12 protein-coding genes are annotated in these 14,274 nt (G+C 68.7%); all 12 read left to right on the plus strand.

Going from position 1 to position 14,274, the window contains the following annotated elements; translation table 11 throughout:
- Entirely contained in the window at positions 1–2,034 is a 2,034-nt protein-coding gene (locus AC5Y31_RS03945; RefSeq protein ID WP_499978218.1) for an acetyl/propionyl/methylcrotonyl-CoA carboxylase subunit alpha, read from the plus strand.
- Positions 2,034–3,197 (plus strand): acyl-CoA dehydrogenase family protein, encoded by a 1,164-nt coding sequence (locus AC5Y31_RS03950; RefSeq protein WP_499978220.1) that lies wholly within the window; start codon positions 2,034–2,036, stop codon positions 3,195–3,197. Before AC5Y31_RS03945 ends, AC5Y31_RS03950 begins: the two co-directional genes overlap by 1 nt.
- Positions 3,197–3,694, plus strand: a complete 498-nt coding sequence (locus tag AC5Y31_RS03955; protein WP_065025073.1) for a MaoC family dehydratase — start codon at positions 3,197–3,199, stop codon at positions 3,692–3,694. Before AC5Y31_RS03950 ends, AC5Y31_RS03955 begins: the two co-directional genes overlap by 1 nt.
- Complete coding sequence (locus AC5Y31_RS03960) at positions 3,691–4,497, plus strand: HpcH/HpaI aldolase/citrate lyase family protein (RefSeq protein ID WP_499978222.1); 807 nt, start codon at positions 3,691–3,693, stop codon at positions 4,495–4,497. Before AC5Y31_RS03955 ends, AC5Y31_RS03960 begins: the two co-directional genes overlap by 4 nt.
- Positions 4,498–4,523: 26 nt before the next feature.
- Positions 4,524–5,699, plus strand: coding sequence for an enolase C-terminal domain-like protein (locus tag AC5Y31_RS03965; protein ID WP_499978225.1), 1,176 nt, complete (start codon positions 4,524–4,526; stop codon positions 5,697–5,699).
- 4 nt (positions 5,700–5,703) lie between these two features.
- Positions 5,704–6,633 carry a ketopantoate reductase family protein gene (locus AC5Y31_RS03970; RefSeq protein WP_499978227.1) on the plus strand — a complete coding sequence of 310 codons (930 nt, stop codon included), beginning with the start codon at positions 5,704–5,706 and terminating at the stop codon, positions 6,631–6,633.
- Between the two features lie 64 nt (positions 6,634–6,697).
- Positions 6,698–7,519 carry a class I SAM-dependent methyltransferase gene (locus tag AC5Y31_RS03975; protein ID WP_499978228.1) on the plus strand — a complete coding sequence of 274 codons (822 nt, stop codon included), beginning with the start codon at positions 6,698–6,700 and terminating at the stop codon, positions 7,517–7,519.
- 93 nt (positions 7,520–7,612) lie between these two features.
- Entirely contained in the window at positions 7,613–8,230 is a 618-nt protein-coding gene (locus AC5Y31_RS03980) for a TetR/AcrR family transcriptional regulator (protein ID WP_499978229.1), read from the plus strand.
- On the plus strand, positions 8,223–9,287 hold the full coding sequence (locus AC5Y31_RS03985; RefSeq protein ID WP_499978231.1) for a DUF1214 domain-containing protein: 1,065 nt from the start codon (positions 8,223–8,225) through the stop codon (positions 9,285–9,287). Before AC5Y31_RS03980 ends, AC5Y31_RS03985 begins: the two co-directional genes overlap by 8 nt.
- On the plus strand, positions 9,284–10,543 hold the full coding sequence (locus tag AC5Y31_RS03990) for a sulfotransferase family protein (protein WP_499978233.1): 1,260 nt from the start codon (positions 9,284–9,286) through the stop codon (positions 10,541–10,543). The genes AC5Y31_RS03985 and AC5Y31_RS03990 overlap by 4 nt, the downstream gene beginning before the upstream one ends.
- Positions 10,540–11,601, plus strand: coding sequence for an NADPH:quinone oxidoreductase family protein (locus AC5Y31_RS03995; RefSeq protein ID WP_065025081.1), 1,062 nt, complete (start codon positions 10,540–10,542; stop codon positions 11,599–11,601). Before AC5Y31_RS03990 ends, AC5Y31_RS03995 begins: the two co-directional genes overlap by 4 nt.
- Positions 11,602–11,691: 90 nt before the next feature.
- On the plus strand, positions 11,692–14,274 hold the full coding sequence (locus tag AC5Y31_RS04000; RefSeq protein WP_499978235.1) for a multicopper oxidase domain-containing protein: 2,583 nt from the start codon (positions 11,692–11,694) through the stop codon (positions 14,272–14,274).

Raw genomic sequence — 14,274 nt, forward strand, 5'->3', positions numbered from 1 at the left:
ATGTTTGAAACGGTTTTGATAGCCAATCGCGGTGAGATCGCGGTGCGGGTGATTAACACCCTGCGCCGGATGGGAATTCGGTCGGTGGCCGTCTACAGCGACGCCGACGCCGGGGCGCGGCATGTGCGCGAAGCCGACACCGCCGTACGGCTGGGGCCGGCGCCCGTGCTGGACAGCTATCTGTCGATTCCCAAGGTGCTCGAGGCCGCCGCGGCCACCGGCGCGCAGGCGATTCACCCCGGCTACGGTTTCCTCTCCGAGAACGCCGGGTTCGCGGCGGCCTGCGAGCGGGCCGGGGTGGTGTTCATCGGGCCACCGGCGCGCGCGATCGAGGTGATGGGCGACAAGATCTCCGCCAAGAACACCGTCACCGCCTTTGAGGTACCGGTGGTACCCGGGTTGGCCAAGCCGGGCCTGACCGATGACGAACTGGTGGCTGCGGCCACCGATATCGGCTACCCGGTGCTGATCAAGCCCTCGGCCGGTGGCGGCGGCAAGGGCATGCACCTGGTCGAAGAACCCGCGCAGCTGCGCGCGGCGCTGGTGACCGCGCGGCGTGAGGCGGCGTCGGCGTTCGGCGATGACACCCTGTTTCTGGAGCGATTCGTGTTGCGGCCCCGCCACATCGAGGTGCAGGTGCTCGCCGACACCCAGGGCAATGTGGTGCACCTCGGCGAGCGGGAATGCAGCCTGCAGCGCCGCCACCAGAAGGTGATCGAGGAGGCGCCGTCGCCGCTGCTGGACGCCGCCACCCGGGCCAGGATCGGGGCGGCGGCCTGTAACACCGCCCGCAGCGTCGACTACGTCGGCGCCGGCACCGTGGAGTTCATCGTCTCCGCCGATCGCCCGGATGAGTTCTTCTTCATGGAGATGAACACCCGCCTGCAGGTGGAGCATCCGGTCACCGAGGCGGTCACCGGGCTGGATCTGGTCGAGTGGCAGCTGCGGGTGGCCGCCGGTGAGAAGCTGCCGTTCGCCCAGGACGAGATCACCTTGACCGGGCACGCGATCGAGGCCCGGGTCTACGCCGAAGACCCGGCCCGCGGCTTCCTGCCCACCGGGGGACGGGTGCTGGCGGTGCACGAACCCACCGGCGGTTCAGCGAGGCTCGACGGAGGAGAGACGAAGCTGGGACCGCCGCATGGACCCGGGCCGGGTGTCCGGGTGGACTCGTCGCTGCAAGCGGGCACCGTGGTGGGCAGCGACTACGACCCGATGCTGTCGAAGGTGATCGCCCACGGTGCCGACCGGGCGCAGGCGCTGGCGCGACTCGACGCGGCACTGGCCGGCACGGCGGTGTTCGGGGTGCAGACCAACGTGGAATTCCTGCGGTTCCTGCTGGCCGATGCGCGGGTGGTGGCCGGCGACCTGGACACCGAACTGCTCGACATCAGATCGGCCGACTTCGCCCCGGCACCCGCACCCGACGACGTCTTAGCGGCCGGCGGGCTCTACCGCCAATGGGAGCTGTCCGCGCCGAAATCGCTGTGGGGATCCCCGAGCGGCTGGCGGATCGGCGCACCGGCGCCGGTGCGCACCGAGATGCGCACCCCGCTGCGCTCGGAGACGGTGTCGGTATGGGGGCTCCCGGCCGATGCCCGGGTACAGGTCGGCGACGGCGAGATCCACAGCGGAAGCATCGACGTCGAGGACGGCCGGATGGTGATCACGCTGGCCGGCCGGCGGCGCTGTTACGCGTTCGCCGAGGACGGCGGTCAGCTGTGGATCGCCGATGACCGCGGCACCTGGCACCTGCGGGAAGCCGAGGTGGTCCGGGTGCATCGCGGCGGTGGGGCGCGCAGCGCGGAGATCCTCAGCCCGATGCCGGGCAGCGTGATCGCCGTCAATGTCGCCTCGGATTCGCCTGTGGCGGAAGGGGACCCCGTCGTCGTGGTCGAGGCGATGAAGATGGAACACACCCTGAGCGCGCCGATCAGCGGGCGGGTGGAGGTATTGGTTTCGGTGGGCGATCAGGTGACTGTGGACCAGGTACTGGCCCGGCTGATTCCCGAGTCGAGTGAGGAAGAAGCGTAATGACGACGATCACGGCAGGAGTGCTGCCGAAGGAATATCAGGACCTGCGCGACACGGTCGCCGAGTTCGCTCGCACCGTAGTGGCTCCGGTGTCCGCCAAGCACGACGAAGAGCACAGCTTCCCCTACGAAGTGATCGCCAAGATGGGCGAGATGGGGTTGTTCGGGCTGCCGTTCCCCGAAGAGTACGGCGGTATGGGCGGCGACTTCTTCGCGCTGACGCTCGCGCTGGAGGAGCTCGGCAAGGTCGACCAGTCGGTGGCGATGACCCTGGAGGCCGGGGTGGGCCTCGGCGCGATGCCGATCTACCGGTTCGGCACCGAGGAACAGAAGCAGACCTGGCTGCCGGATCTGGTCGCCGGCCGTGCGCTGGCCGGCTTCGGCCTGACCGAGCCCGGCGCGGGATCGGATGCCGGCGGCACCCGCACCACCGCCCGGCGAGACGGCAGTGACTGGGTCATCAACGGCACCAAGCAGTTCATCACCAACTCCGGCACCGACATCACCTCGCTGGTGACCGTCACCGCCGTCACCGGCACCCGGCCCGACGGCAAGAAAGAGATCTCCACGATCATCGTCCCCTCCGGCACACCGGGTTTCACCGTGGAGCCGGCCTACAACAAGGTGGGCTGGAACGCCTCGGACACCCACCCGCTCACCTTCACCGACGCCCGCGTTCCGCAGGGGAACCTGCTCGGGGAGGAAGGCCGGGGTTACGCCAACTTCCTGTCGATCCTGGACGAGGGCCGCATCGCGATCGCCGCGGTGGCCACCGGGGTGGCCCAAGGCTGTGTCGACGAAAGCGTCAAGTACGCCGGCGAACGCGAGGCGTTCGGCCAGACGATCGGCTCCTATCAGGCGATCAGCTTCAAGATCGCCCGGATGGAGGCCCGCGCCCACGTCGCCCGCACCGCCTACTACGACGCCGTCGCGAAGATGCTGGCGGGCAAGCCGTTCAAGAAGGAAGCGGCGATCGCCAAGATGATCTCCTCGGAGGCGGCGATGGACAACGCCCGCGACGCCACCCAGATTCACGGCGGCTACGGCTTCATCAACGAATACCCGGTGGCCCGGCACTACCGCGACAGCAAGATCCTGGAGATCGGTGAGGGCACTACCGAGGTGCAGCTGATGCTGATCGCACGATCGCTGGGGATGGGCTGATGGGTGACGAACGCAAAACCGTCGAGCAGCGCGGGCTGTGGTTCGAGGAGTACGAAATCGGGACCACCTACGCCCACCGGCCCGGTCGCACCGTCACCGAGGCCGACAACGTGCTGTTCACCACGCTGACCATGAACACCCAGTCGCTGCACCTCGATGCGGCCTGGGCGGCGGAGCAGCCCGGCTTTCGCGGTGAGCGCCTGGTGAACTCGATGTTCACCCTCTCCACCCTGGTCGGCCTGTCGGTGGCACAACTGACGCTGGGCACCATCGTGGCCAACCTGGGTTTCTCGGAGGTGTCGTTTCCCAAGCCGGTCTTTCACGGCGACACCCTCTACGCCGAGACGGTCTGCACCGACAAGCGCGAATCCAAGAGCCGTCCCGGGGAAGGCATCGTGACCCTCGAGCACGTCGGCCGCAACCAGCACGGCGACGTGGTGGCGCGCGCGGTACGTACCACCCTGGTGCGCAAACGGCCGGCAGGAGAGTCGGCATGAACCTGCACACCGCGGGCCCGGCCTGGCTGTTCTGTCCGGCGGACCGGCCGGAACGCTTCGCCAAAGCCGCCGCGGCGGCCGACGTGGTGATCCTCGACCTGGAGGACGGGGTGGCTGCCGTCGACCGGCCCGCGGCACGGAAGGCGTTGCGGGACAATCCCCTTGACCCGCAGCGGACGGTGGTGCGGGTCAACCCGGCCGGCACCGAGGATCAGGCCCGCGACCTGGAGGCGCTGGCGGACACCGCCTACACGACGGTGATGCTGGCCAAGACCGAGTCGGCCGGCCAAGTGACCGCGCTGGCGCCTCGGCAGGTTGTCGCGCTGCTGGAAACGCCGCGCGGTGTCGTGTTTTCCACCGAGATCGCCGCCACCGACGGCTGTGTGGCGATGATGTGGGGCGCCGAAGATCTGGTCGCGGCCATGGGCGGTGGCTCCAGCCGGCACCCGGACGGCACCTACCGGGACTTCGCCCGGCACGCGCGCTCGACGGTGCTGCTGGCGGCGTCGACGTTCGGCCGCGCGGCGCTCGACGCCGTCTACCTCAACATCGGTGACCTCGACGGGCTGAAGGCAGAGGCGGTCGACGGCGCCGCCGTCGGATTCGCCGCAACGGTGTGCATCCACCCCACCCAGGTGCCGGTGGTGCGCGACGCCTACCGCCCGGAGGCCGAGAAAGTCGATTGGGCGCGAAGGGTGCTCGCCGCAGCGCAGAACGAGCGTGGGGTGTTCGCGTTCGAAGGGCAGATGGTCGACTCCCCGGTGCTGCGGCACGCCGAAGCTATCCTGCGGCGAGCGGACTAACGCTTTAGCCGAAGGAGTCGCGACGCATGCGCATCACCCGGATCGTCGAGACATCGGTACCGCTTCACGGTGAGATCGCCAACGCGCTGGTGGACTTCTCTCGGCACACGGTGTCGCTGGTCGCCGTCGTCACCGACCGGATCCGGAACGGAAAACCGGTGACCGGCATCGCGTTCAACTCGATCGGCCGGTTCGCCCAAGGCGGCATCCTGGCCGACCGGATGATCCCGCGGGTTTTGCGCGCCGACCCCGAATCGCTGCTCGACGCCACCGGCCGCATCGATCCGGCGCGGGTGCTGGGCGCGGCGCTCACCGACGAAAAACCCGGTGGCCACGGCGATCGGGCCGGTGCGGCGGCAGCGCTGGAACTGGCGTGCTGGGACCTCAACGCCAAACTCGCCGACGAACCCGCCTACCGCACCATCGCGCGGCACTTCGGCCGGGACTTGGGCAAGAACGAGGCCGTCGCCGCGGTTCCGGTCTACGCCGCCGGGGGCTACTACTATCCCGGAGACGCGCTGGATCGGCTCCGGTCCGAGATGGCCGGCTATCTCGACGCGGGCTACCAGGCGGTCAAGATGAAGATCGGCGGCGCCTCGATGCGCCAGGATCTGGACCGCATCGAAGCGGTGATCGAGGTGGTGGGCGCCGGCGCGCGGGTTGCCGTCGACGCCAACGGCCGGTTCGACGCCGCGGCGGCCGGCGACTGGGCGCAGGAGCTGAGCCGCTACGGCCTGCGCTGGTACGAGGAACCCGGTGATCCACTGGATTTCGCGCTGAACGCTGCGCTGATCGCCGACTATCCCGGAGCGATCGCCACCGGCGAGAACCTGTTCTCGGCGGGTGATGTGACCAATCTGGTGCGCTACGGCGGTATGCGTCCGGGCCGCGACATCTTCCAGATGGATGCCGGTTTGAGTTACGGGTTGACCGAGTACGCGCGCATGCTCGAGGTGCTCGAGACGCACGGCTTCGACCGCGGCTGTGCCTTCCCGCACGGCGGCCACCTGATCAACCTGCACATCGCGGCGGGCCTGGGCTTGGGGGGCTGCGAGTCCTACCCCGGGGTGTTCGCGCCTTTCGGCGGCTACTCGCCGGGGTGCGCGCTGGCCGGCGGCACCATCACGCCCACCGACGCCCCGGGCTTCGGGCTGGAGGAAAAGCCCGAGCTGGCTGCGGCGATTGCCGAACTGGTGGGATGAGCAGATGAAGATCGCGGTCATCGGATGCGGTGCCATGGGTTCGATTTACGCCGGCAGGCTGGCGGCGGCCGGCAACGACGTACTGGCCATCGACCGATCCGCCGAGCATGTCCACGCCATCAATGCCGACGGCCTGCGGATCAGCGGGCCGTACCCCGACCAGCTGGTGGCCATGCGGGCGGCCACCGTGGCGCCGAGCGAGCCGATGGACCTGGTGGTGCTGGCGGTCAAAGCCGCCGACGTCGGCGCCGGGGCCGCCCAGGCGTTGCCGCTGCTCGCCGACAGCACGCCGGTGCTGACGATCCAGAACGGCTTGGGATCGGCCGACACTGTCGCCGGCATCGTCGGAGCCGAGCGGGTAGCGGTGGGTATCGCCAGTGGTTTCGGGGCCTCGCGCCCCGCGCCGGGGCATGTGCACCACAACGCGATGCGCGCCGTCCGATTCGGCGGCTATGCGGCGCTGCCCTTTTCGACCGTCGATCGGATCGCTCAAGTGTGGGCCGACGCCGGATTCGACGCGGCCGCGGTCGCCGACATCGCCGCCATGCAGTGGGAGAAGCTGATCTGCAACGTCGCCTACAGCGCACCGTGCGCGCTGACCGGCATGACGGTGGGGCAGGTCATGGACGACGCCGACGTGGGGCCGGTGAGCCGTGCCGCGGCAACCGAAGCCTGGACGGTGGCCCGCGCCGCCGGGATCGGCATCGCCGTGTCCGACCCGATCGCCCACGTCCGGGCCTTCGGGGCACAGATGCCGGATGCCAAACCGTCTGCACTGCTGGACCACCAGGCCCGCCGGGTCAGCGAAATCGACGTGATCAACGGTGCGGTGCTGCGCCAGGCCACGCAGGTCGGCGAGCAGGCCCCGGTCAATGCAACGCTGACGGCGCTGGTCAAAGCCGTTGAACGGCAGTGGGTAACGACCGGGGACTGAACGCCACACCGGGCGGTGTTCAGTTCGCTTCGTCCGGCCGGTAGCGCCGCTAGCCTCGAAGTTCATGACCTCCGACAAGGCGCGGGTGGATCTCAGCGGGGCCCCGCAGACCATGCTCGCGACGCTGTACGCCAAAGCGCTGGATGCCGACCTTTCCGAACCGATCCTGGGGGATCGCTACGCCAAAGAGGTGGTCGGGCGCATCGACTACGACTGGAGTAAGACGACGATCACCGCGGCCCGCTCGCCGTCGGTGACGACCCGTGCCGCGCACTTCGATGAGTGGGCCCGCCGATTCTTGGCGGCCAACCCGAACGCCGTTGTCCTGCACGTGGGCTGCGGGCTCGATGCCCGATACTTCCGGCTGCAACCCGGCGACGGAGTCGACTGGTATGACATCGACTATCCGGATGTGGCCGAGCTGCGCCGGCAACTGCTTCCCGAGCGAGCCCACAACCATGTGGTGGCGGCGTCGGTCACCGACCCGGCGTGGTTCGCCGAAATCCCCACCGACCGACCGACATTGATGCTCGGCGAAGGCCTGACCATGTATCTCAGCGGAACCGACGGCGTGGCGTTGCTGCGCCGAGTGGTCGAGCACGCTCCGAGCGGTGAGTTGCAGTTCGATGCCTTCAACCGGTTGGGCATCAAGACCCAGTGGGCCAACGCTGTGGTACGCCGCTCCGGGGCGACGCTGCAGTGGGGGATCAACGAGCCCCGCGAGATCCTGGCCGCAATCCCGGGCGTGCGGCTGTTGGAGTGGGTGCGCTGGTTCGAGTCGGACACCTACGGGAAGCTTCCGCGTCGCTACCGGGCGCTGGGCAAGGCGATGTCACTGATTCCGGCGGTGGCGAACATGTCGCAGTACCACCGCTATGCCTTCTGAACTGCGCAGTCGGGCAGCTCGCAATCACCGTTGACTAATTACGTTACGTAATGTAATTGTTTAGGGCGTGAGTCGCCGACAACGGATGCGACAGTGACGGCGGGCCCGGACTCGGCCCCGGCCGGTCGCGGACGTCCGCGCGATCCCCGCACCGAGCGTGCCATCACCGAGGCCACCCGTCGGCTGCTGGCCCGTGACGGCTACGACCAGGTCTCCATCGAGGCGATCGCCCGCGAGGCAGACGTCAGCCGCCCCACCGTCTACCGGCGCTGGCCGTCGAAGACGCATCTGGTGTTCGACGCGGTTTTCGGTGCCGCCGAGGTCGGTGACGTGCTGGCCAGCTCAGGCGACTTCGAAGCCGACCTGCGTCAATTCGTCGCCGGCGTGTTCGAGTTCTGGCGCTCACCGGAGGTGGCCGCCGCGGCGCTGGGTATTTTGGCCGATCGGCACCGCGACCCGGAACTATTCATCCGCACCCAAGAGCTGCTCGATGAGACCACCCGCACCGCGTTCGCCGCGCTGGTCCGCGCCGGCATCGACCAAGGTGTGGTCGACGCGGGCGTCGATATCGAGATCGCGTATGACGCACTGGTGGGCACCAGTTTCTACATTGCCCAAGTCTTGGCCACTGAAACCGTCGACGCCGCCGCCGAGCGGCTGTGCGCCTTGCTGCTACAGGGAATTCGACAAAAGGAGAACCGGGATGAGTGATGAGTTGTCGGACGCATTCTGCGGGTTGCTCGACGAGGTCCGTGCCGTCGAGCAGCGCCTGCTGACCGCCGACCCGCCGCTGGAGGAGGCCGACGTCCTCGACGGCTACCGGTGGGCGTTGAGCCTGCTGCGCGTCGCCTCTGAGGCCTACATCTGGGGCGATGCGGACAAGCCGATCCTGGTCGACGTGATCGGTCCCTACCTCAAGTGGGGTGGCGACAATTCGGATGCCTTCTACCAGCTGGCGCCGATCGACCCGAGCCGCAGCTACCGGGTTACCGGCAACCGCGGCGACGCGGTCTATCTGTCCATGACCGTCTACGGCGGCCCCGATGACGGCCGCTACAGCGACCGCATCATCGACACGATCAACGATCGTGACCTGGGCTGCGACGTCGACGGAAACTTCGAGTTCGTCATCAGCGCCCAAGAACAGCAAGGACATCGGCTCAAGCTGGAGCCCGACGCCGTGTTCATCCTGACCCGCGACTACCTCACCGACCCCGGAACCGACCGACGGGTCCAATGGAAGATCGAGGCGCTTGATGACACGCCGCGACGCCCCGACAGCCGGGCCGACCTGAGCCGGCGGATGCGCGCGGCACGGACCTGGATTCGTGAACAGGCCGCCATGGCGCCGGTGCGGCTGCCGGCCAACGTGCTGCAGGAGCCCTACCCCGTGCCGAGTCGCACCGTGGGCTGGGCGGCCGGCGACGCCGCCTATTCGATGGGCGCCTACGAACTGCAACCGGGCCAGGCGCTGGTCATCGACGGAACCTCGCCGGAGTGTGTGTTCTGGAACCTGTGCCTGTGGAATCCGTTCCTGCACACTTACGACTACACCCGCGAGCGGGTCACGATCAACGGCGCGCACGTCACCTACGCACCCGACGGGTCCTGGCAGATCGTCATCAGCGAGACCGATCCGGGACACCCGAACTGGGTGTCGACGGCCGGCCGGTCGAAGGGCCTGATCTGGTTGCGCTGGTTGCTGCCGGAGAAAACGCCGGAGCCGCTGAGCTGCCGGGTCGTCGACGTCGCGGAGCTGGCCTCGTGAGCGTCACCAGGCCGGCGCCCATCCGGCTCGAGGACCTGGCCGCCCCGGTTTTCCCGGATGCCGCCGCGCCGATGCGCGACGGACTGGCCGGTTACGGCGCCGCGCTGCAGCTGACGCCGGAGGCGATGCTGCAGGCCGCAACCGAGCGGACGGGCCTGGACGACTGGGGCGACAACGGTTTTCGGGAACGCCTCGACGTGTTGTGCGCGTCGCTGATCGACGACGCCGACCTGTCCGGCGTCGGGCGGGCGATGGCGTTCGAGCAACTGACCGGCCACCTGGTCAACCGGCTGCGGCTGGAGCAACTGATCACGGCGAACCCCGAGATCGAGAACGTAGCGATCGAGCGCCCGATCATCATCTGCGGGCTGCCGCGCACCGGAACCACCCACTTGCACAACCTGATCGCCGCCGACCCGGCACTGCGTTATCTGCCCTACTGGGAGAGCATGGAGCCGGTTGCCACCCCGGGCGAGCCCGATCCGCAGGCCAGACGGGACCGCTGCGCCGTCGGCCTGGATCTGATCAACACTTCGATGCCCGAGTTCAAGCGCATGCACGACATGACCGTCGACCATGCGCACGAAGAGATCCAGCTGCTGGCCAACGACATCTCCGGGATGCTCTTCGAATGCAGCTACTACCTACCGGCATTCGCCCGGCATTACAAGACCCATGACCAAACAGCGTCATACGCCTACCTGAAACGCACCCTGCAGGCGCTGCAATGGCTGCGCGGTCCACAGCGCTGGGTACTCAAATCGCCGCAGCATCTCGAACAGTTCCCCGCGCTGTATGCCACCTTCCCCGACGCCATCTTCGTTGTCACCCACCGGGACCCGGTCGAGGTGACCCGGTCGATGGCCACCATGATCAGCTACGCGATGCGGATGGGCTGTGACCGTCCCGATCCGGTCAAGATCTCGCGCTACTGGCTCGATCGGGCCGACGACCTTCTCACCGGGTGCCTCCGGGACCGCGATGTGTTGCCCGCGGGCCAGTCCATCGACGTGCGGTTCGACGACTTCATGGCCGATGAGGACGGCACCGTCGCTGCGATTTATGAGCTCGCGGGCCAGCCGCTCGATGCCCGGGCTCGAGAGGCGATGACGCAGTTCCGTATCGACCACCCCCGCGGTCGCTACGGCGCGGTGGACTACCGCCCGGCCGATCTGGGACTGGACGCAGACGAGATCGCCGACCGCCTGCGCGACTACCGAAACCGCTTCGTCACCGAACCATTGGAGAAATCATGAATCAACCGATCGCCGCCGACGCCTGGGTCGCCACCGAACTCGGCGACCCGGCCAAAGTGCTGGCCCGTCAGACCGTCGAGGTGCGCGCGCCCGGCCCCGGCGAGATCCGGGTCGCCGTCGATGCGTTCTGCCTCAACTTCAACGACATCGACATCATCCAGGGCCGCTACACCACCCTGCCGCTGCAGCCGCCGTTCGTACCCGGCATGGAGACGGTCGGAGTGGTGGAAAGCGCGGGCCAGGGGGCCGAACACCTCATCGGCCGGCGCATCGTCGGTATCCCGGTGATGGCCTTCGGCGGGTACGCCTCGTATGCGATCGTGGACGCGGCGACCGCGCTGGATCTGCCGGACTGGGTCAGCGACGTCGACGGTGCCGCCCTGCACTACCCGTTCCACCTGGGGTGGTTCGCGCTGCGGGAACGCGGACGACTGCAGCCGGGGGAGACCCTGCTGGTCCACGCCGCCGCCGGCGGCACCGGATCCGGCGCGTTGGTGCTCGGTAAAGCGTTGGGCGCCCGGGTGATCGCTACCGCCGGGAGCGAGGAGAAGCTGGAATTCTGCAAGGAACTCGGCGCCGACCATGCGATCAACTACCGCAATGATGACTGGGCTGAGCAGGTCGTGGAGTTGACCTACGGCCGCGGCGTCGACGTCGCGTTCGACGCGGTCGGCGGCGACGTGGCAGTGCAGACGTTCCGCTGCATGGGCTTGAACGGGCGGTACCTGATGGCCGGTTTCGCCCAGGACATCGCCCTGGAAGACGGCGACTACCTTTCGCCGCGGCCGATCGCCTACAGCAACTTCGACGTCTGCGGGGTATGCCTGGTCTACGTCAACGACCCGGTGGCGATCCGGCGCACCCTGGGCTTCAACTGGCCGGCCCGCTCCGAGGGACTGGATGCCCACGCCAAGATCCTGGAGATGCTGCGCACCGGCAAGATCCGTACCGTCGTCGGCGCCGAGGTCGCCTGGGCTGACCTGCCGGATGCGTTGCAACGCATGGCTGCCCGGCAGACCACCGGCCGCCTGGTGGTCACCACCGGACGATCCGGCTGACGTCGCCCGGGAGAAAACCGATGGCGATCGATGCTATCGATGTCAAAGGGCACTTTCTCCTGGTGACGCGCTCACCGTAGCCTGGCGGTCATGATCCAGTTGGGGCTGCCGTCCTCCCAGCCGCCGGCCGTCAAGATCCGCCGGCGCGGCGGACCGCGGGGACCGGTGTTCCTGGGCGCCAACATCGTGGTGCTGGCCTGGCTGGCCGTCTCGGTGGCGCTGCTGATCGGGCACAACGCCCTTGCGCACCCGATCTGGCTGCCGGTGCACGCGCTGCTGCTCGGCGCCGCCACCAACGCGATCGTGATCTGGTCGGGACACTTCGCCACGACGCTGTGCCGGGTTCCCGACCCGCCGCACTGGCATCTCGTGGTCAAGCTGGCACTGCTCAATATCGGGGTCATCGCGGCACTGGCCGGTGTCGCCTGGAGCGCCGAGTCGCTGACCGGCATCGGCGGTGCCATCGTGGCGCTGGTGGCGGTCGCTCACGGCGCCGAGTTGATCGCGATGAAGAAGTCCGCGCTCTCGGCGCGCTTCGACTACCTCGTCGGCTTTTATCTGGCCGCCATCGTGGCCCTGCTGGCCGGATCGGCAACCGGCGCAGCCATGGCGTTCGGCGTTGCCCGGTGGTATGCGCGGTTGTGGACGACCCACGTGCACGTGATGCTCTACGGCTGGATCGGGCTGACCGTCGTCGGGACGCTTTTCACCTTGTGGCCCACCACGATCCGGGAGAAGATCACCCCCCGCAGCTTCGCGATGGCCCGTCGTGCGCTGCCGACCCTGACGACGGGCTTGGCCGTCGCCACCGTGGGCCTGCTCGCCGGCAGCTGGTGGCTGGCGGCGGCCGGGTTACTGGGGTACGCCCTCGGCGTCGGGCTGGCCATCGCCGGGCTGTGGCCCGGACGAAGCTTCACCGGTCCGGCGGCCTGGATGCTGGTCGGCGCGGCCGGCTGGCTCGGCGTGGCCGTCGTGATCGAGGTGATCGCCCTGCTCTCGGCCCGCTCCGTCGAGGTGTTGCCCGCGTTCGTGGAGCACACCCTGCTGCCGCTGCTGGCGGTGGGTTTCGTCGCCCAGATCCTGCTGGGTGCGCTGAGCCAGCTGCTGCCGATCCTGGTGGCCAACGGGCCGCCGGTCCGCAAGGCTGTCATCGCCTATCTGGATCAGGGCTGGCAGGTGCGGGTGGGTGCGATCAACGTCGCCGTGCCGCTGGTCGCCGGGCCCTGGCACGGCCCGGTGCCGGTGATCGGCTGGGTGCTGGCCGCGGTCGCGGTCGGCAGTTTTCTGCTGATGGCCCTGCGGCTGGCGCTGCCGGTGGCGCTGCGCGGGCCCATCGATGTCGACAAGATCAAGCCGCATTCGGGTGCGGTGACCGGCGCGGTCGCGCTGGCCGCAGCGGTCGGGGTCGCGGTGGCGCTGGGCCTGGGGATGGGCAACCCGGCGCCGTCGGGTGCCACCGGCGTCGCCGGTCCGGTCCGCACCGTCGAGGTCACCTCCAACAACATGCGCTTCTCCCCGGACGTCATCGACGTGCCGGCCGGGACGCACCTGGTGCTGCGGGTCACCAACATCGACGGACTGCCGCACGATGTGCGGGTCGACACCGGCGAGCACACCCCGCGGTTGAGCCGGGGACAGTCCGCGGTGCTGGATCTCGGTGTGGTGAACCAAGATCGGGAAGCCTGGTGCGATATCGCAGGCCATCGCGCCGCGGGGATGACGTTGACGATCCGCGCCGTCGGCGGCGTGCCACGGCACCAACACCCGGGCGGCGGCCAGGACTCGGGACTGCCGACGCCGGCCACGCTGAACCTGGCCGCCGACCCCTCGCCGGGCTGGACGCCCTATGACGCGGTGCTGGCTCCGGCCACGCCCGGCCTGCACCGGGTGGAACTGCGCGCGGTGGACCGTGAGCTGGAGGTCGCACCCGGGCGCCGCGAGATCCGCTGGACGTTCGGCGGTGTCGAACCTTCCCCCACGCTGCACGGCAAGGTAGGTGACGTCTTCGAGATCACTTTGATCAACGACGCGTCGATGGGCCACGGCATCGACTTTCATGCCGGGGCGCTCGCACCCGACCAGCCGATGCGCACCCTGGAGCCGGGGGAGCGGCTGGTCTACCGGTTCACGGCGCGGCGGGCCGGCGCCTGGCTGTATCACTGCAGCACGCCGCCGATGACGCTGCACATCGCCAACGGCATGTACGGCGCGGTGATCATCGACCCGCCCGGACTGCCGGCCGTGGACCGCGAGTATGCGCTGGTCGGCGCGCAGCTTTACGCCGGTGCCCCGGATGCCGACGCCAAGACCACGGCGATTCGCGCCGGACAGCCCGACGGCTGGATGTTCAACGGCACCGCGGCCCAGTACATGCACGCCCCGCTGCCGGCGCGCACCGGCGAGCGAGTGCGGGTCTGGGTGGTCAACGCCGGACCGGGTGACGCGATCGCGTTCCACATCGTCGGGACGCAGTTCGACACCGTCTACAAGGAGGGGGCGTGGCTGCTGAGGCCCGGGGATTCGGCGGGAGGATCACAGGCCCTGGATCTGGCGCCCGCCCAAGGCGGTTTCGTCGAGCTGAGCTTCCCCGAACCGGGCCACTACCCGTTCATGGATCACGACATGCGGCATGCCGAAAACGGGGCGCGCGGCATCTTCGCGGTGACGGGGTAG

The organism is Mycobacterium sp. NGS18, assembly GCF_059813185.1.

Bases quoted from the DNA above. Each gene is read 5' to 3' on its own strand.
- AC5Y31_RS03950 (WP_499978220.1), top strand. From the start codon at position 2,034: ATGACGACGATCACGGCAGGAGTGCTGCCGAAGGAATATCAGGACCTG.
- AC5Y31_RS03960 (WP_499978222.1), top strand. From the start codon at position 3,691: ATGAACCTGCACACCGCGGGCCCGGCCTGGCTGTTCTGTCCGGCGGAC.
- AC5Y31_RS03955 (WP_065025073.1), top strand. From the start codon at position 3,197: ATGGGTGACGAACGCAAAACCGTCGAGCAGCGCGGGCTGTGGTTCGAG.
- AC5Y31_RS03945 (WP_499978218.1), top strand. From the start codon at position 1: ATGTTTGAAACGGTTTTGATAGCCAATCGCGGTGAGATCGCGGTGCGG.
- AC5Y31_RS04000 (WP_499978235.1), top strand. From the start codon at position 11,692: ATGATCCAGTTGGGGCTGCCGTCCTCCCAGCCGCCGGCCGTCAAGATC.
- AC5Y31_RS03965 (WP_499978225.1), top strand. From the start codon at position 4,524: ATGCGCATCACCCGGATCGTCGAGACATCGGTACCGCTTCACGGTGAG.
- AC5Y31_RS03985 (WP_499978231.1), top strand. From the start codon at position 8,223: ATGAGTGATGAGTTGTCGGACGCATTCTGCGGGTTGCTCGACGAGGTC.
- AC5Y31_RS03995 (WP_065025081.1), top strand. From the start codon at position 10,540: ATGAATCAACCGATCGCCGCCGACGCCTGGGTCGCCACCGAACTCGGC.
- AC5Y31_RS03970 (WP_499978227.1), top strand. From the start codon at position 5,704: ATGAAGATCGCGGTCATCGGATGCGGTGCCATGGGTTCGATTTACGCC.
- AC5Y31_RS03975 (WP_499978228.1), top strand. From the start codon at position 6,698: ATGACCTCCGACAAGGCGCGGGTGGATCTCAGCGGGGCCCCGCAGACC.